Below are 25,995 nucleotides of genomic sequence, written 5' to 3' on the forward strand. Positions count from 1 at the left end.
CGTCCCATTACGCAACGAGCTGATGCCCGTCCCGCCCGGTGATCGTCACGCGGACAATCTGTCCCACGGGTTGTTCTGCCGCAAACCTGACTTCGGTAAACTGTTCTGTCCTGCCCATGTCTGGCGCTTCCATCAGCACGCTGTGCATCACTCCCTGCTGCGCCGCCAGATGGCGTGACACTGCAACCTCGCCCGCGGCCCGCAATCGCGCGGCCCGGTCCTTGATCGCGCGCCCGTCCACCTGCGGCATCCGCGCGGCGGGGGTGCCTTCGCGAGGCGAATAGGGGAAGACGTGCAGCCAAGTCAGATTGCATTCTTCGACCAGCTTCAGCGAGTTTTCGAAATGCGCCTCGGTCTCGGTCGGGAACCCGGCGATGATATCCGCACCAAAGGTCATGTCAGGCCGCAGTTTCTGTGCCGCCTCCGCAAAACGGATCGCGTCGTCGCGCAAGTGCCGCCGTTTCATCCGCTTCAGGATGAGGTCGTCGCCATGTTGTAAACTCAAATGCAGATGCGGCATCAGGCGCGGCTCGGTCGCAATCGCCTGCATCAGGTTCTCGTCCACCTCGATGCTGTCGATGGAACTGATCCGCAGACGCGGCAGGTCGGGCACCAGCTTGAGGATGCGCATCACGAGATCGCCGAGCTTCGGTTGCGCGGGCAGGTCTGCCCCCCAAGAGGTCAGGTCAACCCCGGTCAGCACCACCTCATTGAAGCCCTTGTCGACCAGCCGCTTGATCTGATCGATGATCACTCCGGCGGGCACGGACCGCGAATTGCCCCGACCGTAGGGAATGATGCAAAACGTGCAGCGGTGGTCGCAGCCGTTCTGGACCTGCACATAAGCGCGGGACCGCGTGCCGAATCCGTCGATCAGATGCTGCGCGGTTTCGGTCACGGACATGATGTCATTGACCTGCACCGCCTCAGTCTCACCGATGAAGTCCGCCGCCAAACCTTTCCAAGTATCGGGCGTCATCTTCTCGGTGTTGCCGATCACGGCATCAACTTCAGCCATCTTGGCAAAGGTCTCTGGTTCGGTCTGCGCCGCGCAGCCGGTCACGATCAGCTTGGCGTTCGGATTGTCCCGGCGCAGCTTGCGAATCTCCTGCCGCGCCTTGCGCACCGCCTCGGCGGTGACGGCGCAGGTGTTGACCACAACGGCGTTCTCAAGCCCCGCCTGTGCAGCAAGGTCTTTCATTGCCTCGGTCTCATAAGCGTTCAGGCGGCAGCCCAGCGTTGTGAACTTGGGCGGGGTCACGACACCGCCTCCAGCCAGTCCACCGAGAAGGTGCCAGAGAACACATGCGCGGTCGGCCCGGTCATCCAGACGCCATCCTCGCGCCAGTCGATCTCGATCCGCCCGCCATCAAGGTCGATACTCACTCGACGCCCGGTCAATCCGCGCCGCGACGCTGCAACTGCCGTGGCACAGGACGACGACCCGGAGGCCAACGTGACGCCAACCCCACGCTCCCACACCCGCATCCGCAGATGGTCGGGGCCGATGACGCTGGCAAACTGCACATTGGTGCGCTGCGGATAGAGCGGGTGATGTTCGATCTCGGAACCCCGCGCCTCAAGGTCCACCGATTCGGCGTTCTCGACAAAGAAGGTGCAATGCGGGTTGCCCATCCCTGTCGCCGTGGGCGCGCCGTCTATGGGCAACTCCAATGTGTCCATGTCATGCGCCAACGGAACCTCGTCCCAGCGCAACTGAGGCTGCCCCATATTCACTGACGTGAGCCCGTCACCGGCATCGCGCGCCAGCAAGCGACCACGCTCTGTGGTCAACACCACCTCGGGTCGTCCTGCTTCGGCCATCAAATGCCGCGCAATGCATCGCGTTGCATTGCCACAGGCGCCAGCCGTCGATCCATCCGAATTGTAGAAGATCAATCGCGCATCGGCATCACCGTCGCCAGTTTCGATCACCGCAAGCTGGTCGAATCCCACACCGCGATGACGGTCCCCGATTGCCTGCGCGAGCGCTGCCGTCATGCCAACAGGGCGCGCACGCGCATCCAGCACGACAAAATCATTGCCGAGTCCGTGCATCTTCATGAAAGCGATATCGCGCGTTGCATGGGTCATCATGGCCGCGTATATACGCCTGTCATGGACATCTTTCCAGCCCACCGCACCGCGCCCATTTCGGCAAACTGTGAGATTGGTTTGAATTCTGCCGTTTTGGGGGTTGACCACCCCGGTGCGTCTTTCTAGACAGCGCGCCAGTGGGCCGTTAGCTCAGTTGGTAGAGCAACTGACTTTTAATCAGTGGGTCGCAGGTTCGAATCCTGCACGGCTCACCACTGATCATAAAGTTTCCTTTCCCTGCTTGGGGTTGGTGTCAGAATTGACGAACCTCTTGGGAAGGTTCGCCAAATTGCGCTCGCCATTGGGGCGGGCGACGAGTTTCTCAATCGCGGAATCGGCCATGCCTTCGCGTCCAGCGGCCTCGGTGTAGCGCTGGACCAGTGCCAGTGTTTTATGTCCTGTGACTGCGCCGATCTCGTGCGCGGTTGCCCCAGCCTCGGCCAGACGGCGCGCGCAGGCCTTGCGCAGGCCATGGGCAGAGCACTGGGGCAGTTTCGCGTCTTCGGTCCAACGCTGCATGAGATTGCCCAGCCCACCGGCAGAGCGCATGGTGCCTTTCTGGGTGGCCAGGAAGGGACGGTCATTCGGCAACCTGTCCAGCACCTCAGCCAAGTCTGGGTGGATCGGCACGGACACCAGAACACCGCCAGACCGTTGCGTTTTCTGCCGCCGATACTCGATCTTGCCGTTGCGGACGTTCTTCGGCCCCAGCTTCACCGCATCGACCCGCGCCGCACCGGTGTAAAGCATCAGCGTCACTGCCGTATGCGCCAGCGTGCCGGGCTTATGGGCCTTGAAGAATTGCGCCAGCTCGTCCTCGTCCCAGGTATGGAAGCCGTCACCGCCCACACGGAACGGCTTCGTCGCCCGCGCCGGGTTGTCGCCGCGCCAGTCAAGCGTGATCGCGAAATCCATCAACTGGATCAGCCGCTTGCGCAGGTTGTTTGCTGCGGTCGGCGCCACGGCCTTATCCGCTAGGATCGTCTGCACATGCCTCCGCTGCATCAATCGCACCGGCTTGTCGCCATGCTCTTCGCGGAACTTCTCGACGATCCCCCGATAAACCTTCTGCGTGCTGGGTGCGAGATCGAGGAACTCCGGCGAGCGATACCACAGCGCGACAAGCTGGCTGACGCTGTAGGGCTTTGTTCGGTCAGCCCCGATCAGCCCGCGCGTCTTGTGCCCGTTCACCGCGTCCTCATAACGGCGAACGAAATCCTCCGACCCGTAGTCACTCCCCAACTCAGCCGAAAACCCACCCTTCCGAAACCGCCAACGCCGCTTCCCGTGCCGGTCGAAATAGGCCGTCGCGCCGGGAAACTGCTTGCGTCGTTTCATGGGCGATCCCATGGGTTATTGACCTCGTCGGTCTGCTTCTCGGTGCTGTAAATCACGACCTTGCCGTCTCGGCTGATCTCGGACCGTACGACCGGAATGCCCGCGTCCCTGTACGCCTTGAGGTATCGTGTCAGTTCGCTCTGCGTCAGCGTCGCGCGGGGCATGGCCATCGGGTGTCCCTTTCCGTCAGAGGCTGTGGTGTTGCGGCTCGCCCAAGGGCAAGCGCGGCTGATCACCTTCGCGGCGTTTCACCTTCGTCGCGTTCTTCTGGAACCGCTCCCAACCGCTCATAGTCAGAAGCTTGGTTTTCGCGGAAATCTCGACGAACTCCAGCCGGCCATCGTTCATCAACGCGCGAACTTGCGCGGCGCTCAATCCGACCAGATCACCCAGTTCTTTCGGTGAAAGCAGTTTTTCCTGTGCCAAAACCCTCTCCTTTTCATAAGGTAGCGCGAATCGGGTTGAATGCGCTCATGCGCCGTGGTCCGATAACGAAACACAACGAATAACGTTCATTTGTGCGCATAGCATTCAAATGAACGCAGCTGCAAGTGGATTGCTGTCGAAAATGGCGGATCGTCCCTATGACTACCTGAGCGCCCTCGGCGCGCGCATCGCGATTGCGCGCAACGAGTTGGGTATGTCGCAGACGAAACTGGCTGAAGCACTCGGAATCTCGCTGCGCGCCTACCAGAGCTATGAACTGGGCAAACGCTCGATCCCGGTTGAGGCGTTGGTCGAAATGCACCGGAAGTTCGAAGTGGACCTGAATTGGATTTTGTTGGGAGTTGAAGCTGTACGTATGAAACATGATATCGCCGCCCTTGAGGAGTTCGAGGTCGCGCTGGACAGGTACCTGTCAGATAGCGGCACAAAGCTGAAGAGCGAAAAACGCGGGGCGATTGCTGCGCGCTGGTACCGGTCCTTTCTGGAAGGGAAAGAGATCGCCATGGACGACGTCCACACCTGGATCGAACTGCTGAGAGAGTAACGAATGAATCTGAGGCAACCCGAGACGTGGCAGCGCCACCAACTGGCGGCAATCGAGCGGATGCAAGCCGACATAGGCCGGTACACCCGCCCAGTGATGGGCACCATGGGCACCAGCTCACTAGTTTATCTGATGACCTGGGGGCCTATGGTTGCGTTTTGGGGCGCGGACAACATGCCGTGGCTTGCCCTCACCGCAGCGGCGCTGTCTGCCTGCACCATCATGTTGTTTGCTCCTGCCTTTGCACTGGCGATCGGAGTCGAGACTTACTTCTGCCGTCGCATACGCCAGATGGAGGCGTGATGGGTGATATTATTGTTGGGCTCGTAGGAGCGTCAGGAGCAGGAAAGTCAACAATAGCCAAGACTTTGGTAGAGGAGTTCAACTTCACCAAACTGCACATCGGCACACCACTAAAGGCCATGTTAATGGCTCTAGGCTTGTCTGAATATGATGTAGCAGGCCCGCCAGAGCACAGGTCAGCCCCCAACGATGTTCTTTCCGGCAAGTCTGTGCGGTTTGCATTGAGCACCTTGGGCACTGAATGGGGTCGTGAAACAATAGGTGAGAACCTTTGGTCAAAGAGTCTTGAGAGACGAATAGTCGAGCGGTTGCGTGAAAAAACTAAACCTTGCTCAATAGTTGTCGATGATCTCCGCTATCCAAGCGATTGGGATGTAATTGCTAGTTTGGGAGGCTATATCGTAACCGTGCGACGCCCATCGGTTGAGGTGGCGAGGTCTCCGCTCGATATCTTGGCTTACAGATACGGAGTTCGGCATGTTCTGCCCAAAAGGGTGCTTTCGAAATTTCTAACTCACGAATCTGAGTATCATTGGCGGGATGCGCCAAAGGCATTTGAGGTCAAAAACACATCGAACCCCAAGAATTCGGCGGAGGCGCTAGTTCGAGAACTGGGCCTACGTCAAGATGCGGCCTTCACCTAGATCGGTTTCGGCAAATTTTTCCCTTCCCTTAAGAGTTGCTCGATGTACTGCTCGGGCCAAGAGAGTCCCAGTTTGGAATATCCTTCAATGAGCGCAGGCACGTCTATGTCAGTTGCTTCACTTGTCAAAAGCCTCAGTTCCAACTGCGAAAGCTGCCAATGTAATGCTTCAAGTGGGTGACGCCTGCCCTCATCTGAAAAGAATGGCTGCAGCTGGCCGAGACTCTGCGTTGCTGCTCTGATGTCACCTGCCATCATTTCCGCGTCTGCTTTTCCGAGAGCAGACCACAGCAGTGAGTCAACGTTGCCCAATGCTAGTGCGCGGTCGATTGCATTTTCGTACGCCTTCACGGCTTTTTTGAACTCACCCGTATGGCGACGAGCCTCGCCGACGGCTAGGTAAGCGTTGCCGACGTCGCGCAGAACGCCGCTTCGCTCTGCAAAACGAAGTGCGTTCTTGGCCGCGCGGACAGACCTATTTGGACGAAAGATCGCATAAGTTCGTGCCAAACTCCTCCAGACTCTCGATGCCACGCGATCATTCAAATCGATTCTTTTACTGGTTTTCTTCAATTCTTTGGCGGTTGACGTTGCGTTTGGCGCATCCCCCAGATCACGGTATATCGTGTTCAGGATGCGCAGAGTTTCAATATACTCGACTGGAGCGTCTTTTGGCAGGAGCTTCAAAACTTGAGCCGCGATGGTTTGAGCTTCCGAGTAACGGTTTAACCGTAACAACGCTTTCAGCCGTACTTGGTTTGATTTGAGAACCAGCTCTTTCGCTGAGATACTCGCATCTGCTTGGTCAACAAATTCGATGGCTGCAGGGTACTTTCCAACTCCAATCATGGCTTTGGCGCGATTCAATAAAAAATCTGAACCCTCTTCGCTAACCATCTCGCCCGCACGACTTTCCGCAATTATTTCATATGCTTGGCCCGCAGCTTCCGGACTGTATTCCAGCAATTTCGCTGCAACAGCTTCACCTTCGTCTCGAACCTGCGCAAGTTGTCCAGCATCGGCACGAAGCCGTAGGAGTTCAGCCTCTCGCGAAGCAACGTCTACGTCAAGAGCCTCTACCTGATTCAGAATCTGCTGCGCCACATCCCGCTGGAGACCCTGCCCTAGAATACTCGAAACTTGTTGACGAACTTCATCATGCGGCCGCAACCGTTGATCGATTCCGGCCTCAAGAAAACGAGCAGTCCTAAGCTCGTTGTGCACTGCCACAACGTTGAAATCGGGAATTCCGTTGCCCAAAGCTGAAGCCACTGCCGAAATGTCGAAGAGACCTGAAGGTATCACGCAAAGCCTCGAGAGGTAGGCTTGGGCTTGCGGCGACAGACTGTTGAACCGTGCCTGATAGGTGGGAGCCAACGTTCTTCCAAGTGCAAGCGTGACTTGATCGAGTTCTGTCCCCGACAGCCAGTCACTTAAGTATAGAGGCCTGCCCTGCGTGACTTCAATAGCCTTGTCAATTTCATGATCACCTCGGTCAGCAGGATTAAACTCCTTCATCCAAGCAAGTACGCCGTCTCTGTCTAGGCCTCGTAGTTCTAAGGCCTCGCCACCACGGTATACCAAAAGCTCTGAGATTTTTGAGAAAACCTGGGGCCCTTCTGTACGTTCGGTGTTCACAGCCAGTGAAATACACCAATTGTCTGGAAGGTCAGCGACTAATGCCAGTGTAGTGTCGACTACCGAAGAAGATGCATTTTCCAAGCCGTCGACTACTATAGAGCCACTTTGCCCGTTGTCCGCGATGGTTTGCAACAACTCCCTGAATGCGAGAACTAAATCGTCTTTTCCGGCCTCGCTTAAGGCTTGAGCTTGTGCGTCGGTGGATGCCGCGTCATCAGTTTCCGCGAGTATCGCCGCAATCTCTTTAACCGTTCCTTCTGCGTTGGAGAGTTTTGCCTTCGCTACATCGCCCAACAAGGCCATTCCCAATCTGTAGGCATTCTTGACCGGGCGCTTGGCCAACTCTGAAAAGTACTGGTTCAGGGTTGCTACCTGAACTGAATCGCTGGACGCAATCTGCGTTGAAAGCACCTGGACGACTTCGGCGGGACTTTGCGCGGGCGAGGTGATCTCCAAAGTAAGCAGGACGTCTTTTTCACTGCGAAGTCGATCCTGCGTTTCCGCCAAGGCACTAGTCTTTCCAACGCCGGAGATGCCACCCAGAAGAATTTTTCGCTTCTCGGGGGCAAGCAGTGTCTCGCGAATTGACGCGAGCTCGGTTTCTCGGCCAAAAACACCGAGACGCTCTTCATCCTTTGGTGGAAGCGAGGGAACAGTCAATGTGAACTCGAAAGTTGTGTCTTGGTCGCGCCAATGCCTAATCTGTTGGCAGCGTGTTGCAAGGGAGTCACCTATTGCTATCTTCAAGTATTGAACTTACCACTGAGCATGGTGCTCTGCTAGTCCAGCATTTCTGGTGTCAGGACGGTGAGTGCCTTATCGCTTCTAACCCCAAAGTGGAGACGAGCCCACCGTTCGTACGGATCCACTCCTCATGCGTGTTCAGTGAGAGCTTGGGTTCTATGGATTGCGACTGTTCGTTGCAGCTTTCCAGAGCGCTCGAAAAAATCTGCAAAGAAGGGGGCTACGTTCTGTACCGCTTTGAGGAAGGCCGCGGGACCGGTCTGAAAAACAAAATCGAGGCAATCAGAGTTCAACAACGAGATGGCGTGGACACTAGAACTGCTTTTGAGGCGCTTGGGTTTCAGCCAGATCCTCGCACCTATTCCGTCGCAATCAAAGCGCTGGAAGCTATTGGGATCGGCCAAGAAGTCCTCCTGAACACCAACAATCCCAATAAGATAGCGGCTCTCGATAAGGCAGGCTTTGTCGTCAAAAGGGTCAACCTAGGAATCGAGAGAGACCGCAGAGTGCAAGCATACTTTGATCAGAAAAAAGCATGTTTGGGCCACATGGATGACTAGACCTGTAGAGGAAAGCTTGGCTGGTGAGCCGTTTTCTGTGAAGCCTATGGCATGCTTCCAAGCGGCTCAAATTCTGAAGCGATACCAAGCTCCTACTGAGGAACACCCTTGGTCCTTGTTACCCTTGCCAATCCAGCTGTCTTTCAAGATCGCATTCGTGTCAGTCTGTCACGCGTTCAATTGGGATTTTTTGCAAGGCCGAATGGCCGATGAGCTTCTGAAAAAGCCTGAAAAAATCATAGAGCGTTTGGCGCATCTCTCCGCCAAGGAGTTTGCAGGCTGGTTGATGGAATATCCAAAACAAGAGCGCGTGCGAGCGATTGAAAGAACCAAATTGCTTCGCAACGTGGGAAAAGTGATCCAAGAAAAATGGAACGGTGATGCAGGGCAGATTCTCTCGGATTGCAATGGCCAACTCACAGGCAATCAGGGTTTCTTAGCTCTTCTCGACGAGTTTGAAGCCTTTTCAGCTGACCCGCTAAGAAAGAAGAGCCAAGTACTAGCGCACGATCTCCTTCGGGAAGGCGCGATCGACTTCATTGACAAAGAAAAAATCGCCCCTGCAATCGACTACCACATCATCCGTTCGTACCTCAGGACAGGAAGAGTAGTACCTAAAGACACCTCGCTGAACCCTTATCTTTCTGGACATCCGAACCCCAGGCCTAGGTTGGTGACCAAGCTGCGGGAAACAGTAGCCCAGGCGGCTGAACTTACCGCGTTTTATGCAGGAATCTCGGTGCCTGACCTGAACTATGTTGAATGGCAAATTGGGCGTGCAATTTGCACCGCCAAGAACCCCAGCTGTACGCATGTTGAGCGGGGCAATATGCCAAACGACGTTGCCAATCTGGTCGAGTTGGCGTGTCCATATTCCAGCTTTTGTGAAGCGCACTTGATTGATGAATACCAAATGTACCAAGAGCCAGTTTTCGACAAAGGATTCTACTAGGCGACTAAGTGTATGAAAATTCTACAACATATTCAAAAAGCGTCTTATCGTTTGCGTACTTGGACTGTTTAGGGCTCATCCGTCCCATATGACCTTTGACAGTTTCACGGCGAGCAATTTGGCAACGAAACCCCTGCGCCAGAAGCGATTCGACAACGATCTGGTGCGTTAATACGCGCAGTTCCTTGTAAAAGGAATCTTGGATCACTATCGCTCCCCGCCCAGTGGGCTTGATCACCCTTCTGAGTTCCGCTGACACCTCGTAAGTTGAGCGGATGTAATCTACGTAGTTCCAATAGTAATAGCTCTTCGAAGCCTTGCTAGGGTGGTTCCAGATTTCGTTTAGAAGAGACTTGCAGTAATCTCCGATAGGATAAGGTGACACGTCCTTGCCAACAATTTTAGTTGTGCCAATCAATTCCTTTCTTGTAGTTTCAGCGTCGATTCCGGAAAGATCGCATAGAAGCATGTTCGCCGGGTAGTTGCTGACGAAATAGTCCAACCGGTTCAGGTACGGCGGTGAGAAGATAGCGATGTCGATCGAATCTGTCTCAATCGGCATGGATCGCGCGTCAGCTAGTCGGACTTGAGGAGTGGGCGCATCTTGGCGAAAGTTTAACGAGCGGAGCATCTCAGCAATGGTTTTCGTCAAAATTTCAAGCTTTGTGTCGCTATAAGGCTCCCCTTCCAAGAGCTTTCGAATCCATACAGGGTTCGAGCCCTTAGTCACTTTGGCCGACTTGTTTGCTGCAATGATGGCGCAAAGGAGCACATAAGTACTGTCATCCAGTTGTGGTTCGGTTGTGCTAAAGATGTTTCGAAGCCAATTGGTTTGTGGATCGACCACTTCCTGTGGAAGCAACGAGGAAATCAGAGCCAAGTCGGGCTCGTTGAATAACGAGGCCGTCTCTGAAGAGAATGCGTTCAAGCTTGGGTTCGGGTTCCTAGAAGCAAGAAGACCGTCAAAGATTTTTTTCTGAGGTGCAGTAGTAAACCTCAACTTGGCCAACGCCACAGAAAAAGGGCTAAGTTCAATGCCGATTGATGGCATTCCAAGTTCGTTTGCTGCGCTGAGTGTGGTTCCCGCGCCGAAATATGGGTCCAGAACAATTTCACTTCGCTTTGTCGCCAATATGTTCAGCGCATCAAGTGCGAATGAACGCGAGAACGAAGCGTACACCGAAACGAAGTGTCCGAACAAATTCTTGTCATGAATACTTGGCTTGGGCGAGTGCACTCTCTCCCAAGCATGGTGCCTTTCATTTGACTTCACCGATTGGAACAAATCGGTAGGAATGTTTTTATCTCGTTCCCACAATTCGGTGGTAACCTCTTAGGTTGTTGTGCAGGTGTCAGCGATGAGCGAGGCGGGTGCCCAAATCGCTTACTAGGTCCTAGTTCATCCGCGCCGGTTTGTTAACCAGTTCGTTTCAAAGGCGCCTCAGGCCGGACGTCGGGTTTATTGTCATTTCGCAGTTTCCTCTAGAAGGGCAACCAACGGCCCAAACGCGAACCGATCGGCCGCCCGCAGCGCCGCGATGTAGCGAGCCCGATGGTCGCTATCATCCGTCAAGGTACTGCCACCTGACCAGTCGATGAAGATATCCGGTTCAATCGCGGCGAGGTAGGCATCCGCCATAATCCGCGCCCAGCGTCCGTTGCCGTTGGCAAAGGGATGTACCCAGACCAGCTTGTGGTGGAAGCGTGCAGTTGCTTCCAGCGGGTCATAGGTGCCGTTGTCGCGCCAGTAGCGGGCATCGTCGAGGCAGGTGCGCATTTCGGTCGAGATGTACCAGACCGGCACGCCGATGTTCTTCTCTGTCAAACGATAGACACCCGCCCAATCCCAGACCTGGCCGAACAACCGCTTGTGGACCTCGCGGGCGGCATCGTCGGTCAGGATGTCGAAAGACCTGGGCCGCCGGTCCAGCCAGGTCAGCCCCTCGATGATGTTTTCACCCTCCAGCTCGTTCAGCTCGCCGCGCGTTGTGATGTGCTTGGCCTTGAGGCCAAGCAGCTCGTCAGGTGTGAGTGGGGTCGCGCCGGTAGGCTCGTGCAGCTCTAAGGTCATTTCCAGAAATCCCTCGGCATCTCGCGGGCAATTTCGCTCGCGAGTTCCTCGATCATCTCTTCCTGGCTGCGCAGGCCTTCGGTCTGCTCTTCCAAAGCCATGTGCGCGCGGGTGCGCTGGATGATGCGTCTGGCCTTCTTGCGAGCTTGCGCCATGATGATTTCCTCAACCGGGCCCTTGTTCGGGACGATCCCGTAAACCAACTTGCCGCCCATGGCCTCAGCCATCTTGTCGAGCTGGTTTAGAGAAATCGTCCCGGCCTGCTCGTTCTGGATTGAGCTGTAGATGCTGTTCCTGGACACACCCAACCGCTCGGCTAGAGCCGGTGCACTCATGCCGATGGCTTCCTGGAAAGTCGCAATCCAGCCTCCAAGTGGCTTGGCGAGGGCTTGAGCCACCTGCCTGGCCTGATTGATCTTGCCTTCTGCTTGCCGTTGTTTTGCACGTGAAACGGACATCTGCCAACCTTTGGTTTTGCACATCAGACATTATTGTAATGTCAAAGTATGGCATTTCATTGCTTATCGCAATGCTAGGATATGGCATAATGCATTCATATGCCAATCCCTGACATGGCAAAACTCACTCGACTCAATGCGTCAGCCCCCGGTCCATGTCCCGATCCTGCACTTCTAGCTCTGTCTCAGCCTCTCTTCGGCGTCCCTCACTAAGCTCAAGCTCTCGTTCAACTTCGCGTCCAGCGCGTTGTAGGTAACCTCTTCGCTCAGCAAGCCACGCAACGCCTGCATTGACGCGATCTGCGAGCGTATGAGCAACGTCGCGCAGGCCGCGATACCATCCAACTGGACTTGCAGCCTCTTCGTCGAGCGCGCCTCCAAGCCGCTCAATTCCGCGGCTGAGGTTTCGCAGGCCGTCACCAACCGCTCGACGCAGGCGAGCAAGTCGCGTTCCAAGGCTGTCAGGGGTGCCGTCATCTATTCCTCCTCGATCTTGATGCAGATGACCGGCGTTCCGGCCAGTGTGCAGGTTTTCAGCTCGGTCCTGTCGGGGTCCAGCGTCAGCCAGGTCTGCTCCCCCCGGTCGATCCGCGTCAGGCCCAGTTCCGTCAGCTCCGAGCGCGTCAGCAACGCCGTCCAGAACCAGCTCGCGGCCATCATCGAGGCGATCCCCGTCACGATCAGCCCCGAGATCACCCAGGGCGAGATCGTCAGCCAGCGCCTGATCTGCTCGGTCCGTGTCTCGAACAAGCTCCTGTTCTCGTTCAGGAAGCGGCGCGTATCGTTCTCGATGGTACGCCGCGCGTCGCTCGCAATGGCCGTCAAATCGGTCCTGAAGCTCTCCAGCTGGGATGCCATCGAGGCGGCGTAGTCCTGACGTATCGTGTCCAGCTCCGCGTTCAGCTTCTCGCTCAGCCGGGTCGGCTTGCCAGTCTTCATGGAAAATCTCTCCTTTCAGGCGCCAGCGCTCGCCGGTCTCGGGGTCCCGTGCGGTCAGGTAGGTCTTGCCGACGCGGGGAAGGTCGAAGCCAGCGTCGGCAAGGGCATCGAGCATGCTGGTACGATCCTCGATCAGACCCATCGATATCTGATCGAGGATCCACGTATGCAGCTCGTCCCGCCCCTGGGCGCGGGTCGGGGCCTCGATGGTGTCGCGGACCTCCTGCGCGCGCTCCAGCTTCATCGGGTCGGCCCAGCCGTGGCGCTGGTTCATCAGGTCGCGTAAGGAGTCAAACGCGTCCTGATAGCCCGGTGGCGCGATGTTCAGGCTGCGGCCCGTGGTCAGTTCCAAGCGTGGGGTGCAGAAATGCAGTTCCACGCGGTCTTCGTGGCTGTGGCGGACCCAGAGCATGTCATATTGCTCGCCGTCCAGCCCGGCGAAGGCCAACTGCTCGAATGCGTCCATGACCTCGGCCTGCTGCGCCTCGCTGGGCGCGTCCTGAGCCGCAAAGCTGATCACGCCCGCGCGGTAGGTCCATTGGTGGCGGCTGGCGTCGATCAGCGCCTCGGTGCGGCTGGGGTCGCCGCGCAGCACCTCGGGCAAAGGGTCGCGCGTGACGGTCAGCGGCTGGCCATCGGCATCGCGGATCAGGTCGCGGTTGCCGTCGTAGGCCAGCACGCGCTCGGCCACGAGGTATCCGACCGGCCCCGCGCCCGCGCCCTTGCCATTGGGGAAGAACTTGATCAGCACCGCCGCGCCTCATCGAGGAGCTTGGCAAGCTGACGTTCGATCACCAACAGGCGGCGCGCGACGGTCAGGCTGTCGAGGTCGGTGCGGCCCACCAGCATCGCGCGGTTCAGCCAGCGCGCAATCTGGTTGAGGTTTCCGCCGATGCGCCCGACGGCCAGCACCAGCGCCGGATCGACGCGCGGCACGGGCTTGCGGCGGCGCGCCTCGGTCAAGCCAAGCGCCTCACGCAAGAGCGTTGAGGCGGGTAGTCCCGCAGCCTCGGCCTTGGCCCGCAGCTCGGCTTTCTCAGCCGCCGTGCAACGGAAGACGAAGGTCTCCGTCAGCGGCTCCTTTGCGCGGGTCTTGCCCGCGCCGGTGGGGTTCGAAGGGGAGGCTTGCCGCCCCTCGCAAGGTCCAGTGTCAGAAGCGCCAGCGTATGACATGGGTCGCCTTGCTGTTTCCTCAGACCGCATGACGGTTCTCCCCCACGGTCGGGGCAACATCCTGCGCAAGACGCGATGCGCGCTGCATCTGACGCTGTGCAAAGGACGCGATGCGGGGTGCAGAAGGCGCGGTGCATGCGCCATCCTGCGCCTGACGGATGACATCCCGCAGAAGACGCAACTGCGCCTGCCATTCCGCGCTTTCCACCGGGGCCGGTGTCCGGGCCGGAAGCCAGAAGCCCAGATGATGCTCGTGCGGCGACAGGGGCAGGCTGCGCTCCAGCGTGGTCATCCCTTCCCGGGCCAGCCGTGCATCCCAGTCCCGGACAAAGCAGATGCCCCTCGGGACAAACACCAGGTCCGGGCGCGTTCCGCCGGATAGCCCTTCATCGGGCAAATCCGGCGCGGACGCGCGCCCCTGTTCTTTTCTAAGTTCTTGTTCTCTGTTCGGGGGGCGATCCTGTCCCCCTTTGCCGGACAGGTCTGTCCCGCTTTGTGGACAGGAGTGTCCCCCTTTGGCGCGGCTAAGCGGGACAACCTTGTCCCCCTCCCGGCGGCGTTCGGTCGCCCGTCTCATGGCGGCCTCGGTCGGTCGGTAGCGCGACGATTTCCCTTTATTGGTCCCGCGCTCCACGGTCATGTAGCCTGCCGCCTCGACCTTGTTCAGCGCCCGCTTGACCGACTTGGCGTGCTTGCCGATGGCCGCGCCGATGGTCTCGAAGGACGGGCGGCTCTCGCCGGTCTCGTGGTCCGCATGGGCTAGCGCCAGGTAGAGAGCGACTCGCAGGGCGTTGTCGTCCAGCGCGTGGTCGGTGACCATCTCGAGCAGGTATTGTAGCTTGATCTTGCAGAAGGGCAGAACCTCAGACATTGGCCCCTCCCGCGATTGCGATCACAGGCGCGATCTGGTATCTATTCTGCGCAAACTTTTCGATTTGGCCGTTGACGCGGGTGCCAGCCCAGTCAGCGGCCTTTCGGTTTCTTGGCCCCCTGAAACGGTTCGCCAGAGGCCCGAAAAGCCTAATCAAATCAAGGGATGGGTTTTTCCGGTTCGCCAGCGCAAGCCGTTGATTTCCCTCACCCCGCACAGTCCTGCACGGCTCACCACTGATCTTCTCAAAAATGCAGCTTCGCATAGGGATATCCGCGGTACATCGTGGGATATTTTTGTGTCGTACCCCTTGTGGGGGCGGTCTGTCTTCCTACGTTGTTGCGAGTGATTTGCATTTTCAAAACTGAACAGGCATAGTCAACACGGAGGGTCAAAACATGAGAACGAAGTTCACCGCGCTGGTATCGGCCGGGCTTTTGGCTGTCGCGGCCAGTGGGGCGACAGCGGACGAGAAGATGAAAGTGGTCACCACCTTTACCGTTCTTGCCGATATGGCGGCGAACGTGGCAGGGGATGCCGCCGAAGTGGTGTCGATTACCAAACCAGGCGCAGAGATTCACGGCTATGAGCCGACCCCGCAAGATATCGTGCGGGCCTATGACGCCGATCTGATCCTGTGGAACGGGCTCAACCTCGAACTATGGTTCGAGCAATTCGTCTCCAATCTGGAAGATGTGCCGTCTGTCACGCTCAGCGATGGCATCGACCCGATCTCGATCTCGTCAGGCAGTTACGAAGGCAAGCCCAACCCGCATGCCTGGATGGGACTGGATAACGCTCTGATCTATATCGACAATATCACCAAAGCCTTTGCTGATGCTGACCCGGACAATGCCACGATCTATGCCGCGAACGCCGACCGCTACAAAGCCGAGCTGCGCGCCACGATCGAACCGCTGCGCGCGGCGGTCGCGGCCATTCACGAAGACCAGCGTTGGCTGGTGACCTGCGAAGGCGCGTTCAGTTACCTTGCGCGCGACATGGGATTGAAAGAGCTGTATCTCTGGCCGATGAACGCCGACCAGAACGGCACACCTCAGCAGGTCCGCGCGGTGATCGACGGTGTCCGGGACAATGACATCCCAGTTGTTTTCTGCGAAAGCACCGTCAACACCGCTCCGGCGGAACAGGTCGCGCGCGAAACGGGTGTCACCTATGGCGGCGTGCTCTATGTCGATTCGTTGAGCGAGGAAGGCGGTCCGGTGCCGACGTACCTTGACCTGCTGACCGTGACGACCCGCACCGTTGCCGAAGGTCTGACCACCGCCGTCAGCAACTAGGCGGCGCAGAACCGGATACAAAGGCCCGCAGCTGCAAGGCTGCGGGCGCACCCATGTCAGGACCAAGCGCCTGCAACTCCGTCAGGCCAAAGGCCTGCAACACTAAGGACACGCCATGCTCGATGAGCAGAGCCAGACGACCCGGACCACCAGCAGCGCGGCAAAGGGCGGCGGTCTGTCCGCACAGGACGTGACCGTCACATATCGCAACGGCCACACCGCGCTTTGGAACGCCAGTTTCGAAATCCCGCGCGGCACCGTGACGGCGCTTGTGGGCATCAACGGCGCGGGCAAGTCCACGCTGTTCAAGGCGATCATGGGGTTTGTGCCTGCCGCCAAGGGCGAGATTCGCATCCTGGGACTGACCGTCAAAGAGGCGCTGGCCCGCAATCTCGTGGCCTACGTGCCGCAATCCGAAGAGGTGGACTGGGCCTTCCCGGTGCTGGTCGAAGATGTCGTGATGATGGGCCGCTACGGCAAAATGGGGTTTCTGCGTCGCCCCAAAGCCGCCGACCACGCAGCGGTCGATCAGGCGCTGGCCCGCGTAAACATGACCGAGTTCCGCCACCGCCAGATCGGTGAACTCTCCGGCGGCCAGCGCAAGCGCGTATTCCTTGCACGCGCCTTGGCACAGGACGGGCAGGTGATCCTGCTGGATGAACCGTTCACAGGCGTAGACGTCAAAACCGAGGACCAGATCGTTGCGTTGCTGCGCGAACTCCGCGACGAAGGCCGGGTGATGTTGGTCTCGACCCACAATCTCGGGTCGGTTCCCGAATTCTGCGACCGCACGGTTCTGGTGAAAGGCACTGTGCTCAGCTACGGCCCGACCGAGACCACCTTCACCCGCGAGAACCTTGAACAGGCGTTCGGCGGAGTGCTGCGCCACTTCACGCTGGGCGGTGATGCGTTGCACGACGACGAAGACGCCCGTGCAATCACGATCTTTACCGACGATGAACGCCCCTTCGTGCAATACGGCGACAAGACCCAGATCACGGAAAGCAAACCGTGATGGACCTTCTGCTGGAACCCTTCGGCTACAATTACATGGTCAACGCCATGTGGGTCTCGGCACTGGTCGGCGCGGTCTGTGCGTTCCTCTCGGCCTATCTGATGCTCAAGGGCTGGTCCCTGATCGGCGACGCGCTGGCCCATTCGGTCGTGCCGGGTGTCGCCGGGGCCTATATCCTTGGATTGCCCTTCGCGCTGGGCGCGTTCATCGCGGGCGGGCTGGCTGCGGGGGCGATGCTGTTCTTGTCGGAACGCTCGGGCCTCAAACCTGACGTGATCATCGGCCTGATCTTCACTTCGTTCTTCGGGCTCGGCCTGTTCATGGTATCCATGAACCCGATCTCGGTCTCGGTGCAGACCATCACCATGGGCAATATCCTTGCCATCACACCCGAGGATACATTGCAGCTTGCCATCATCGGCTTCGTGTCGCTGGCGGTGCTGCTGCTCAAGTGGAAAGATCTGATGGTTACGTTCTTCGACGAAAACCACGCCCGCACCATCGGCCTGCGTCCACAACTGCTTAAAGCAGTGTTCTTCATCCTGCTCTCGGCCTCGGTTGTGGCGGCAATGCAAACCGTGGGCGCGTTCCTCGTGATCGCCATGGTGGTGACACCGGGGGCGACCGCCTACCTGCTCTGCGACCGTTTCCCGCGCCTCATCGTGACTTCGGTGGTGATCGGGTCGGTGACCAGCTTCACCGGAGCCTATATCAGCTACTTCCTCGACGGTGCGACCGGTGGGATCATCGTCTGCTTGCAAACGCTGATTTTCCTCGTGGCTTTTGTGTTTGCCCCGCAGCACGGTCTGCTTGCTGCACGTCGCAAGGCGAACGCAGCGCTGAGGGATGGGCCAAAGGACAGCCTCGTGCAGGCCGACCCTGCAAAAGGCGGTGCATGATGGACGTTGAAGCCCTGCTTTTGCCCTTCCGCTTTGCATTTATGCAAAACGCCTTTCTCATTTCGATGATGGTTGCGGTGCCCACTGCGCTGCTCTCCTGCTTTCTGGTGCTCAAAGGCTGGGCGCTTATGGGCGACGCGGTCAGCCACGCCGTTCTGCCAGGCATCGTTCTGGCCTATATCCTCGGCATCCCGCTCATCATCGGTGCGTTTGCCGCTGGCATGACCTGCGCGCTGGCGACAGGGTATCTGTCGATAAACAGCCGGGTCAAAGAGGACACGGTGATGGGGGTGGTGTTCTCTGGCATGTTTGGTCTCGGGATCGTGCTTTATGTCTCGGTTGAGACGAACGCCCATCTCGACCACATCCTGTTCGGCAATATGTTGGGGGTGGAGCCGCACGAGCTTTGGACCGCTGGTATCATCTCGGCGCTGGTTGCGGGCATGCTCCTGCTCAAATGGAAAGACTGGCTCTTGCACAGCTTCGATCCCGCGCAGGCCCAAGCGTCTGGCCTCTGGGTCAACGCGCTGCATTACGGGATGCTGACAGCGCTGTCGCTGACGATCGTCGCCACGCTGTCGGCGGCTGGCCTCATCCTTGCCATCGGCCTACTGATCGCGCCGGGGGCGATTGCGTTCCTGCTGGTGCGTCAGTTCAAGGCGATGCTTTGGGTTGCGGTTACGGTGAACATGGCAGCGATGCTGTTGGGCACCTACCTCAGCTTCTTTCTCGACAGTGCACCGGCACCGACCATCATTCTGATCCTAAGCGCGCTCTTTATTCTGGCCTTCATCCGTCGTCAGGTGCTGACCCGCCGCGCCTCCCGCCTGCGCGTCCAGCGGGGGTAGGGCTTCCCCGCTCAGGTCATCACGTCAGGCGCTGTCCGACCGGTGCGCTCGGTCAAGCCACTGATCAACGCGGTCGCCTCCGCGATGTCCTTAAGCGCCGCCTGCGTCTCGATATTCAGATCGCCCTCAGGGGCCTCGTACCGCTCCAGATAGACGCGCAGCGTCGCGCCCTCTGTCCCGGTGCCCGACAGACGCAGCACTGCGCGGCCGCCGCCCTCGAAATTGATCCGAAGCCCCTGATTGTGGCTCACCGAGCCATCCACCGGATCGTGGTATGAGAACGTATCTGCCATCGTCACCGTGCACGCCCCAAAAGTCTGCCCGGCCAAAGACTCCAGCTTCACCGTCAGCTCCGCGATCAACCCGTTGGCCGCAGCCGCATCCACCGCCTCGTAATCGTGGCGCGAATAGTAGTTGCGGCCGTAGGTCTGCCAATGGTCCTGCAGAATCTCCTTCACCGACATCTTGCGCACCGCCAGAATGTTGAGCCACAGCAGAACTGCCCAAAGCCCGTCCTTTTCGCGCACATGGTCGCTGCCCGTGCCTGCACTTTCCTCGCCACAGAGCGTCACGCGCCCGGCGTCCAGCAGGTTTCCGAAGAACTTCCAGCCCGTAGGTGTCTCGAAGCATTCGACCGCCAGCGCTTCCGCCACGCGGTCACACGCACCGCTGGTCGGCATCGACCGCGCGACACCCGCGATGCCGCGCTCGTATCCGGGGGCCAGATGCGCGTTGGCGGCCAGTACCGCCAGAGAGTCCGATGGCGTGACATAGACGCCCTTGCCAAGGATCATGTTCCGGTCGCCGTCCCCGTCTGACGCAGCCGCGAAATCAGGCCCGTCGTCGGACATTACCAGATCGACCAGCGGCTTGGCCCAGATCGGGTTCGGGTCGGGGTGACCCTTGCCGAAATCCACCGACGGCACACCGTTCAATACCGTGCCCGCAGGTGCGCCCAGCGTGTCTTCCAGAATGGTCTTGGCATAGGGCCCGGTCACCGCATGCATCGCGTCGAACTTCATGGTAAAGCCGCTGGCGAACAGCGCCCGCAAGGCTGCGAAGTCGAACAGGTCTTCCATCAGCGCGGCGTAGTCGTCGACCGGATCAACGATCTCCACCGCCATCTCGCCCAACGACACCGTTCCGATCTGGTCAAGGTCGATATCGGCCGTGTCCAGTGTCTTGAAGCTGCTGAGTGTCTTGGTTTGCTCGTAGATCGCGTCGGTGATCGCTTCGGGGGCAGGCCCCCCGTTCGAGATGTTGTATTTCAGTCCAAAATCTTCGTCGATACCACCGGGATTGTGGCTGGCCGACAGGATCAACCCGCCATCCGCACCGCGCTGGCGGATCAGGTTCGAGGCCGCCGGGGTGGACAAAAGCCCGCTTTGACCGACAATCGCCAGCGCCGCGCCATTGGCCGACGCCATGCGCAGGATCGTCTGGATCGCCTCGGCGTTGAAGTACCGACCGTCGCCGCCGATCACCAATGCCTTGCCCGCAACGCCACCGATTGCGTTGAAGATCGACTGAACGAAACACTCCACGTAGCCCGGTTGCATGTAAATGCGGGTCTTCTTGCGCAGCCCCGATGTGCCGGGCTTCTGGCCCTCGAAAGGGGTGCAGGTCTGGGTCAGGATCGTCATGCGGGTACCTCCTTGGGGTGGTCCGTCTCGTCTTGGTGAGCGGGTGCGCCGCGCGCATTGCTCATCACATCTGAAATATGCAGCAAGGCCGCGCTCTGTTCCATCGCGTCGATGGGCAGGCTCAGCCGTCGTCGCCAATTGGGGTGCTCGTTGATCGTGCCGGGCAGGTTTTGCGCCTCAAGTTCACCGAAGACATCGTCCATCTGCACCGAAACCAACGCCGCCGGAGATTGCGCCAAACCGCCGTGGATGATGTCAACGATATCTCCAATCTGCGCAGCGCTTGGGATCGCGCAAACGTCGCGCAGGCTGGCCCGTTGTTTGGCCCGTTGACTGTGGCGCGCGGCGCGGTCGCCCGAAGACAGCCAGCCTACCCGTTGCCACCAGTCAATGTCGGTGCCATGCCAGAAACCGCTGAGCGTTGGCGTGTCGTGGGTGCCGAAACAGGCTAGGCTGTAGGGCGGCAGAGTGTCGGCTGGCAGGATTTCCCCCAGATGGTTCGCTTCGAACTGCCAGACGGCATAGCTGTACAGACCCGCGTCATTCATCGCCTGACGAAAACCATCCGGCACCAGCCCAAGGTCTTCGCCCACCACCAAACACCCGGCCTGATGCGCCTCGATGGTGATCACGGCCAAAAGCGCGTCCAATGGTTGCGTGATGTATCCACCCGGATTGCCATCGTCTGGCAGCCAATAGCTGCGCAACAGCCCCAGCGCATGGTCGATCCGCAGCACGCCGCATTTCGCCATCAGCCGCCGCAGCATTGACCTGAGCGGCGCATAGTGTGCCCGTGCCAACGGCCCCGGCGCATGTGCGGCCAGCGCCCAGGATTGGCCCTCGGGGCTCAGGTGATCGGGTGGTGCACCGATGGTGACGCCGCGCGCGATGGTGTTCGCGTTGATCCAGACCTCGGCCCCGTCGGGGCGTGGACCCACTGCAAGATCAAGATAGAGGCCAAGCGCCATACCCGAGGCACAGGCGTCGCGCTGTGCTGCGTCGATCTGGGTGTCGGCAAGGTATTGCAGCCACAGATGGAATTCCGCCCGTTTTCCAGCAGCCTTGCGCGCCACTGCTCCGGGCATTTGCAACGCCACAGGCCAAGTGCGGAAATCATGCCCATGGGTTTCGCTGATCGCCTCGAACTCGGCGAACTGACGGGTCTCGTCAGAGCAGGTCTCGCACCAATCTGCAAATGCGTCCCTGTCGCGCGTTTTGAATTGCGCCTCCAACGCCGCGCGATGCCGTTCACGAAATCCGGCATAGTCTATGAGACCTGCGTCCGGTGTCGGCCCAAGCCCACCCTCAACCGCGATATGGTCGATGTTGAACATGCCGCGATGCGACGGCGAATAGGGGCTGATGATCTCTTCCATCGCCCAGCCTAGTGCGTGTAGCGGATTGACCCCCAGGAACTCTGCCCCGGCCCGTCCGAACGTGGCGGCAACTGCGCCCAGATCGCGGTAATTTCCCAGCCCGCCATTGGTGGCTGAGCGCAAACCATAAAGCGCCCCAGTCGTGCCCCAGCAAGCGTCGATATGCGCTTTCGACGCCAGATCAGGCGCGCGGTGCGGGCGCACCATGACAAAGCACCGGCCGGATTGCGTACCCGTGATGTGCAGGTCGTAATAACCAACACCCAATCGCGGAAGGTCAATCACGCCGCGCCCACGGCCTTCGCCAATGATGTCCCCTTGCTCATTCACCAGCGACCAGTCGCAGGTGCCGGGCATGGGAACGGTGATCGGGTCTCCGGCAAAGGCAATCACCTCTGTCGGCCGCGCGTCCGCAGTCTGCGCCGCCAATGCCTCGGTCACCTGTGCCGGGCTGTCTGCCTCTGTCCCCAAAGCCTTGAGCAAGGCACGCAGCGTGTCGGGACAGGTCTCGTGCCGGGCGCCATGCAAGTCGAAAAAGTCGAGGTAGATGCCTTGCGCTTGTGCCAGCGTGCGCAAACTTTCGTCGGTGTCGCTCATCTGGCAGAACCGGGCTTGAGAACAAAGGCACTGACCGATTGAGCCGGGACGCAGACCCGCTCTGCGGAAATGGGCGTTGCGGTCTGGGCAGGTTCCGAACTGTCTATGTCGCGCACCCAAACGCCCGGCGCGGTTGGTAGCAGAAGATCAAGATCGTCGTCGCTCCGATTGAAGGCCAAAAGCACTTCGTCGGTCAGCGCTTTGCCCGCCACGCTTTCCGCATTGCCGCGCAAATGCAGGCACAGGCTTGACAGTGTGTCGTCGCTCCAATTCAAAGGTTTGCCATCGAAACCGCGCCATTCCACGTCTTTGCGGCGGTCGGTCTCGCGCGTGGCCCCGTGCAGGAAATCCATCTGCCGCAGGATTGGTGTCTCGTGCCGGAACCGCGAAAGTTCTGCGGTAAAGCCAATCATCTCAGGGTCCAGCGAGGCCCAGTCGATCCATGTGGTCTCATTGTCCTGACAATAGGCGTTGTTATTGCCGTGCTGCGTGTGTCCGCCCTCATCCCCGGCCAAGAGCATCGGCGTGCCTTGGGACAGGAACACCGTGGCCAGCATGTTGCGCTGTCGCCTTGCGCGCTGGGCACAGATCGCGGGATCATCGCTTGGTCCTTCAACGCCGAAATTGTCGCTGTAATTCTCTTTATGTCCGTCGCGATTGCCTTCGCCATTGGCCTCGTTTTGGCGGTTCTCGAATTGCGTTGTATCGGCCAGCGTGTAGCCATCATGCGAGGCGGCATAGTTGACGGATGACCACACCCGCCGTCCGCGTTTGTCGAACAGGTAAGCCGTGCCAAGCAGTGCTGACCCCAATTCCTGCGCGCCATGTGCATCGCCACGCCAGAATTTGCGCACCGTGTCGCGATAACGGTCGTTCCATTCGGCGACTTTGGCGGGGAAGCCGCCCAACTGGTATCCGTCCGGGCCGATATCCCAGGGTTCCGCGATGAGTTTTACGTCCGCCAACACTGGGTCTTGCCGTAGCGCGATCATGAAGCGCCCCGAACGGTCGAACCCATCCGTTTCGCGGCACAGCGTTGTGGCAAGATCAAAGCGGAACCCATCGACCCCCATCGCCTGTACCCAGAACCGCAGACTGTCGAGGATCATGCGGATGACAAAAGGGTGCGTCACGTTCAGTGTGTTGCCACAGCCTGTATCGTTCACATAATAGCGCGGCTGGTCGTCCTGCAGGCGGTAATACGAGGCGTTGTCCAGCCCGCGAAACGACAGGGTTGGCCCAAGGTGATCGCCTTCTGCTGAATGGTTGTAAACCACGTCCAGAATGACCTCGATCCCGGCGGAATGGAAGCGGTCCACCATCTCACGGAAGCCGCGCACGCCAGCGGGGCCGAAATAGCGTGGCTCGGGCGCAAAAAACCCGACCGTGTTGTAGCCCCAGTAATTCACAAGACCGCGCCCAGACAGCGCTCCTTCGGATTTGATCGCCTGCACCGGCAGCAGCTCGACCGCCGTCACGCCCAGCTTGGTCAGATGATCCAGCATGGCGGGTGAGGCCAGACCCTCATAGGTGCCGCGCAGGTTTTCGGGCATCCCCGGATGGCGCATGGTCAACCCTTTGACATGGGCCTCATAGATCAGCGTGTCTTGCCAACCCTTGGATAATGGCTGTCCATCCAGCGGAAACAGCGCCGGGTCCGACACCACCGACTTTGCCACAAACGGCGCGCTGTCGCGGCTGTCAAAGGACAGATCCGCCTCGGGTGCGGCGTGCTGATACCCAAAATTTGCCGTGTGATCGGTGAACGCGCCATGAAACTCGCGCGTGTAAGGGTCGATCAGCAGCTTGTTGCGGTTAAAGCGATGCCCAGCCTCGGGCGCATAAGGCCCTGACGCGCGGTATCCATAAAGCGTACCGGGCTGCACGCCCGGCAGATACCCATGCCACACCGCCCCCGTACGTTCGGGCAGGGGAACACGCATCTCTTCGCGCGTGCCGTCCTGTGAAAACAGACACAGCGAGACCTGTTCTGCATGTTCCGAGAATACCGCGAAATTCGTGCCACCCCCATCGAAATGCGCACCCAACCGTGACGGCGAGCCGGGTTCAAGCGTTGCGGAAACGGTGGCGTGATAGGTCATCAGACAAGATCGGTGTAAAGGTCACAATAGGCTTGGGCAGAGCTGTCCCAGCTCACAGGATGACGCATAGCGGCGCGTTGCAAGGATTGCCACAGTTTCGGGTCGCCATAGGCGTCAACCACCCGGTCGATGACCTGCGCAATCCCGAAGGCACTCACATCTGTGAAGACAAAACCGGTGGCCGCTTTGGCAAGGATCGCAGCGACATTGGCGTCGATCACCGTATCAGCCAGCCCCCCGGTGCGCGCGACAACGGGCAGTGTGCCATAGCGCAGACCGTATAGCTGGGTCAGACCGCAGGGTTCGAACCGTGACGGGATCAGAATCGCATCGCTGCCCGCCTGAAACAGATGCGACAGCGCCTCATCATAGCCGATATGGGTAGCAACCTGACCGGGATGGGCCTGTGCCGCATCGCGGAAGCCCTGTTCGAGCTCGGGTTGCCCAGTGCCCAAAACGGCAAGCTGTGCGCCGCGTTCCACCAGATGTGGCACCGCGTCCAGCAAAGCATCCAGACCTTTTTGGTTGGTCAGACGGCTGACCACGCAGAACAGCGGACCAGAGGTGTCGGTGTTCAGTCCCAGCCGCTCGCTCAGCGCGGTACGGTTCGCCGCTTTGCGCTTTAGCGTTTTGGCCTCATAGGGCTCGGCCAAAGCGGTATCATCGGCAGGGTTCCATGCCTCGATGTCGATCCCGTTCAGCACTCCGCTCAGAACCGAGGCACGCGCCTGCAACACGCCCTCAAGACCCATACCGAATTCCGGCGTGAGGATTTCGCGCGCATAGGTCGGGCTGACCGTGGTGATCCGATCCGCGTACATCAATGCGCCCTTGAGAAAGCTCAGATCGCCATGGAACTCCAGCCCCTCAGGGTGAAACCAATCGGTCTTGAGGTGCAGCCGGTCCAGGACCTGCGGGCCAAACCGGCCTTGGAAGGCGATATTGTGGATGGTGATGATCGACCTCGGCGTGTCGCGCCCGGCCATCCGCAAGTAGACCGGCGCAAGCGCCGCCTGCCAGTCATGAGCGTGCAGGACATCGGGCTGATAGCCGTCGATTGCCCCCATTGCGATGCGCGCCCCGGCCATTGATAACGCGCCAAAGCGCAGATGGTTGTCGGCCCAATCTTTGCCTGCCTCATCGACATAAAGCCCACCGGGGCGGTCGAACAGTTGGGGCGCATCCAGTAGCAGAAGTGTAATCCCCTGTACGGTTACTCTGACGATGCGGCCGGGTCCGCCCGGCAGGTCGTCAAATCGTGCAACTTCTTCGCCCTTTGGCAACAACGGAAACAGTGGCGGATATGCGGGCAACACCACCTGTGCGTCCACATCCACCCGCGCCAAAGCGGCAGGCAATGCGCCGACCACATCCGCCAATCCCCCCGTTTTCACGAAAGGCGCACATTCCGAAGCCACCATCAGGACGTTCAT

General features: G+C 59.1%; 25 protein-coding genes and 1 tRNA gene. 10 read left to right on the forward strand and 16 right to left on the reverse strand.

All coding sequences use genetic code 11. From position 1 onward, the window contains the following. Positions 1-7: 7 nt before the first annotated feature. Together mtaB and dapF are read right to left on the reverse strand one after the other, a co-directional pair. Entirely contained in the window at positions 8-1,261 is a 1,254-nt protein-coding gene (gene mtaB / locus MCRY_RS03075) for a tRNA (N(6)-L-threonylcarbamoyladenosine(37)-C(2))-methylthiotransferase MtaB (protein WP_085628006.1), read from the reverse strand. After that, positions 1,258-2,097: a diaminopimelate epimerase gene (gene dapF, locus MCRY_RS03080; RefSeq protein WP_085628007.1), complete on the reverse strand. Its 840-nt coding sequence runs from the start codon at positions 2,095-2,097 to the stop codon at positions 1,258-1,260. Before dapF ends, mtaB begins: the two co-directional genes overlap by 4 nt. A 139-nt stretch (positions 2,098-2,236) precedes the next feature. On the opposite strand from dapF, the gene MCRY_RS03085 reads away from it, so the two are divergent. Continuing rightward, positions 2,237-2,312, forward strand: a tRNA-Lys gene (locus tag MCRY_RS03085). Positions 2,313-2,316: 4 nt separating this feature from the next. Here the strand turns inward: MCRY_RS03085 and MCRY_RS03090 are convergent. From MCRY_RS03090 to MCRY_RS03095, 3 genes are read right to left on the reverse strand one after another with little or no spacing between them, the layout of a single operon-like run. Beyond that, positions 2,317-3,435 carry a tyrosine-type recombinase/integrase gene (locus tag MCRY_RS03090; protein WP_176234488.1) on the reverse strand — a complete coding sequence of 373 codons (1,119 nt, stop codon included), beginning with the start codon at positions 3,433-3,435 and terminating at the stop codon, positions 2,317-2,319. After that, positions 3,432-3,605 carry a hypothetical protein gene (locus tag MCRY_RS22780; protein WP_155846068.1) on the reverse strand — a complete coding sequence of 58 codons (174 nt, stop codon included), beginning with the start codon at positions 3,603-3,605 and terminating at the stop codon, positions 3,432-3,434. The genes MCRY_RS03090 and MCRY_RS22780 overlap by 4 nt, the downstream gene beginning before the upstream one ends. Before the next feature lie 16 nt (positions 3,606-3,621). Next, entirely contained in the window at positions 3,622-3,861 is a 240-nt protein-coding gene (locus MCRY_RS03095; RefSeq protein ID WP_085628009.1) for a hypothetical protein, read from the reverse strand. Positions 3,862-3,970: 109 nt separating this feature from the next. Between MCRY_RS03095 and MCRY_RS03100 the strand changes: the two genes are divergently transcribed. Genes MCRY_RS03100 through MCRY_RS03110 form a run of 3 tightly spaced genes read left to right on the forward strand, consistent with a single transcriptional unit; the run spans position 3,971 to position 5,373 of the window. Continuing rightward, a complete protein-coding gene (locus MCRY_RS03100) occupies positions 3,971-4,426 on the forward strand; it encodes a helix-turn-helix domain-containing protein (protein WP_238939814.1) in 456 nt (151 codons plus the stop codon). 3 nt (positions 4,427-4,429) lie between these two features. Further along, a complete protein-coding gene (locus MCRY_RS03105) occupies positions 4,430-4,729 on the forward strand; it encodes a hypothetical protein (protein WP_085628011.1) in 300 nt (99 codons plus the stop codon). Then, on the forward strand, positions 4,729-5,373 hold the full coding sequence (locus MCRY_RS03110; RefSeq protein WP_085628012.1) for a nucleoside/nucleotide kinase family protein: 645 nt from the start codon (positions 4,729-4,731) through the stop codon (positions 5,371-5,373). The genes MCRY_RS03105 and MCRY_RS03110 overlap by 1 nt, the downstream gene beginning before the upstream one ends. Here MCRY_RS03110 and MCRY_RS03115 read toward each other — a convergent pair. Further along, positions 5,370-7,673, reverse strand: a complete 2,304-nt coding sequence (locus MCRY_RS03115; RefSeq protein WP_085628013.1) for an ATP-binding protein — start codon at positions 7,671-7,673, stop codon at positions 5,370-5,372. The two genes, MCRY_RS03110 and MCRY_RS03115, sit on opposite strands and share 4 nt — an antisense overlap. Before the next feature lie 53 nt (positions 7,674-7,726). On the opposite strand from MCRY_RS03115, the gene ribA reads away from it, so the two are divergent. Beyond that, positions 7,727-8,317, forward strand: coding sequence for a GTP cyclohydrolase II RibA (ribA, locus tag MCRY_RS03120; RefSeq protein WP_085628014.1), 591 nt, complete (start codon positions 7,727-7,729; stop codon positions 8,315-8,317). Positions 8,318-8,519: 202 nt separating this feature from the next. Further along, a complete protein-coding gene (locus MCRY_RS03125; RefSeq protein ID WP_139834085.1) occupies positions 8,520-9,269 on the forward strand; it encodes a hypothetical protein in 750 nt (249 codons plus the stop codon). Between the two features lie 4 nt (positions 9,270-9,273). On the opposite strand, the gene MCRY_RS03130 is transcribed toward MCRY_RS03125, so the two are convergent. The 6 genes from MCRY_RS03130 to MCRY_RS03155 all read right to left on the reverse strand — a co-directional run bounded on the left by MCRY_RS03130 (position 9,274) and on the right by MCRY_RS03155 (position 14,781). Beyond that, positions 9,274-10,506: a DNA methyltransferase gene (locus MCRY_RS03130; RefSeq protein WP_176234490.1), complete on the reverse strand. Its 1,233-nt coding sequence runs from the start codon at positions 10,504-10,506 to the stop codon at positions 9,274-9,276. 228 nt (positions 10,507-10,734) lie between these two features. Continuing rightward, complete coding sequence (locus MCRY_RS03135) at positions 10,735-11,340, reverse strand: mobile mystery protein B (RefSeq protein WP_085628017.1); 606 nt, start codon at positions 11,338-11,340, stop codon at positions 10,735-10,737. Further along, positions 11,337-11,798, reverse strand: coding sequence for a mobile mystery protein A (locus MCRY_RS03140; RefSeq protein ID WP_085628018.1), 462 nt, complete (start codon positions 11,796-11,798; stop codon positions 11,337-11,339). The genes MCRY_RS03135 and MCRY_RS03140 overlap by 4 nt, the downstream gene beginning before the upstream one ends. Positions 11,799-11,931: 133 nt before the next feature. After that, a complete protein-coding gene (locus MCRY_RS03145; protein WP_085628019.1) occupies positions 11,932-13,488 on the reverse strand; it encodes a relaxase family protein in 1,557 nt (518 codons plus the stop codon). Then, entirely contained in the window at positions 13,482-13,910 is a 429-nt protein-coding gene (locus tag MCRY_RS03150; protein ID WP_231017884.1) for a plasmid mobilization protein, read from the reverse strand. The genes MCRY_RS03145 and MCRY_RS03150 overlap by 7 nt, the downstream gene beginning before the upstream one ends. A gap of 19 nt (positions 13,911-13,929) precedes the next feature. Then, entirely contained in the window at positions 13,930-14,781 is an 852-nt protein-coding gene (locus tag MCRY_RS03155) for a helix-turn-helix domain-containing protein (RefSeq protein ID WP_085628020.1), read from the reverse strand. A 398-nt stretch (positions 14,782-15,179) separates the two neighbouring features. Between MCRY_RS03155 and MCRY_RS03165 the strand changes: the two genes are divergently transcribed. The 4 genes from MCRY_RS03165 to MCRY_RS03180 all read left to right on the forward strand — a co-directional run bounded on the left by MCRY_RS03165 (position 15,180) and on the right by MCRY_RS03180 (position 18,844). Beyond that, positions 15,180-16,082, forward strand: coding sequence for a metal ABC transporter substrate-binding protein (locus MCRY_RS03165; RefSeq protein WP_085628022.1), 903 nt, complete (start codon positions 15,180-15,182; stop codon positions 16,080-16,082). Positions 16,083-16,197: 115 nt separating this feature from the next. Beyond that, positions 16,198-17,097, forward strand: coding sequence for a manganese/iron ABC transporter ATP-binding protein (locus MCRY_RS03170; protein WP_085628023.1), 900 nt, complete (start codon positions 16,198-16,200; stop codon positions 17,095-17,097). Continuing rightward, complete coding sequence (locus tag MCRY_RS03175) at positions 17,097-17,996, forward strand: metal ABC transporter permease (RefSeq protein WP_085628024.1); 900 nt, start codon at positions 17,097-17,099, stop codon at positions 17,994-17,996. Before MCRY_RS03170 ends, MCRY_RS03175 begins: the two co-directional genes overlap by 1 nt. Then, positions 17,993-18,844 (forward strand): metal ABC transporter permease, encoded by an 852-nt coding sequence (locus MCRY_RS03180; protein ID WP_275296645.1) that lies wholly within the window; start codon positions 17,993-17,995, stop codon positions 18,842-18,844. The genes MCRY_RS03175 and MCRY_RS03180 overlap by 4 nt, the downstream gene beginning before the upstream one ends. Before the next feature lie 11 nt (positions 18,845-18,855). On the opposite strand, the gene MCRY_RS03185 is transcribed toward MCRY_RS03180, so the two are convergent. The 4 genes from MCRY_RS03185 to glgA are packed head-to-tail and all read right to left on the reverse strand — an operon-like array spanning position 18,856 to position 25,995. Then, a complete protein-coding gene (locus MCRY_RS03185; RefSeq protein WP_085628026.1) occupies positions 18,856-20,487 on the reverse strand; it encodes an alpha-D-glucose phosphate-specific phosphoglucomutase in 1,632 nt (543 codons plus the stop codon). Beyond that, entirely contained in the window at positions 20,484-22,460 is a 1,977-nt protein-coding gene (locus MCRY_RS03190; RefSeq protein ID WP_085628027.1) for a 4-alpha-glucanotransferase, read from the reverse strand. Before MCRY_RS03190 ends, MCRY_RS03185 begins: the two co-directional genes overlap by 4 nt. Further along, positions 22,457-24,562, reverse strand: coding sequence for a glycogen debranching protein GlgX (gene glgX / locus MCRY_RS03195; RefSeq protein ID WP_085628028.1), 2,106 nt, complete (start codon positions 24,560-24,562; stop codon positions 22,457-22,459). The genes MCRY_RS03190 and glgX overlap by 4 nt, the downstream gene beginning before the upstream one ends. Next, positions 24,562-25,995, reverse strand: a complete 1,434-nt coding sequence (gene glgA, locus MCRY_RS03200) for a glycogen synthase GlgA (RefSeq protein ID WP_085628029.1) — start codon at positions 25,993-25,995, stop codon at positions 24,562-24,564. Before glgA ends, glgX begins: the two co-directional genes overlap by 1 nt.

This window comes from Marivita cryptomonadis (assembly GCF_002115725.1).
Lineage (GTDB): Bacteria > Pseudomonadota > Alphaproteobacteria > Rhodobacterales > Rhodobacteraceae > Marivita > Marivita cryptomonadis.

Coding starts and splice junctions, on each gene's coding strand:
- dapF (WP_085628007.1), bottom strand. CDS start 2,097: ATGATGACCCATGCAACGCGCGATATCGCTTTCATGAAGATGCACGGA.
- MCRY_RS03090 (WP_176234488.1), bottom strand. CDS start 3,435: ATGAAACGACGCAAGCAGTTTCCCGGCGCGACGGCCTATTTCGACCGG.
- MCRY_RS22780 (WP_155846068.1), bottom strand. CDS start 3,605: ATGGCCATGCCCCGCGCGACGCTGACGCAGAGCGAACTGACACGATAC.
- MCRY_RS03100 (WP_238939814.1), top strand. CDS start 3,971: ATGAACGCAGCTGCAAGTGGATTGCTGTCGAAAATGGCGGATCGTCCC.
- MCRY_RS03105 (WP_085628011.1), top strand. CDS start 4,430: ATGAATCTGAGGCAACCCGAGACGTGGCAGCGCCACCAACTGGCGGCA.
- MCRY_RS03110 (WP_085628012.1), top strand. CDS start 4,729: ATGGGTGATATTATTGTTGGGCTCGTAGGAGCGTCAGGAGCAGGAAAG.
- MCRY_RS03125 (WP_139834085.1), top strand. CDS start 8,520: ATGGCCGATGAGCTTCTGAAAAAGCCTGAAAAAATCATAGAGCGTTTG.
- MCRY_RS03135 (WP_085628017.1), bottom strand. CDS start 11,340: ATGACCTTAGAGCTGCACGAGCCTACCGGCGCGACCCCACTCACACCT.
- MCRY_RS03140 (WP_085628018.1), bottom strand. CDS start 11,798: ATGTCCGTTTCACGTGCAAAACAACGGCAAGCAGAAGGCAAGATCAAT.
- MCRY_RS03150 (WP_231017884.1), bottom strand. CDS start 13,910: ATGTCATACGCTGGCGCTTCTGACACTGGACCTTGCGAGGGGCGGCAA.
- MCRY_RS03155 (WP_085628020.1), bottom strand. CDS start 14,781: ATGTCTGAGGTTCTGCCCTTCTGCAAGATCAAGCTACAATACCTGCTC.
- MCRY_RS03165 (WP_085628022.1), top strand. CDS start 15,180: ATGAGAACGAAGTTCACCGCGCTGGTATCGGCCGGGCTTTTGGCTGTC.
- MCRY_RS03170 (WP_085628023.1), top strand. CDS start 16,198: ATGCTCGATGAGCAGAGCCAGACGACCCGGACCACCAGCAGCGCGGCA.
- MCRY_RS03175 (WP_085628024.1), top strand. CDS start 17,097: ATGGACCTTCTGCTGGAACCCTTCGGCTACAATTACATGGTCAACGCC.
- MCRY_RS03180 (WP_275296645.1), top strand. CDS start 17,993: ATGATGGACGTTGAAGCCCTGCTTTTGCCCTTCCGCTTTGCATTTATG.
- MCRY_RS03185 (WP_085628026.1), bottom strand. CDS start 20,487: ATGACGATCCTGACCCAGACCTGCACCCCTTTCGAGGGCCAGAAGCCC.
- MCRY_RS03190 (WP_085628027.1), bottom strand. CDS start 22,460: ATGAGCGACACCGACGAAAGTTTGCGCACGCTGGCACAAGCGCAAGGC.
- glgX (WP_085628028.1), bottom strand. CDS start 24,562: ATGACCTATCACGCCACCGTTTCCGCAACGCTTGAACCCGGCTCGCCG.
- glgA (WP_085628029.1), bottom strand. CDS start 25,995: ATGAACGTCCTGATGGTGGCTTCGGAATGTGCGCCTTTCGTGAAAACG.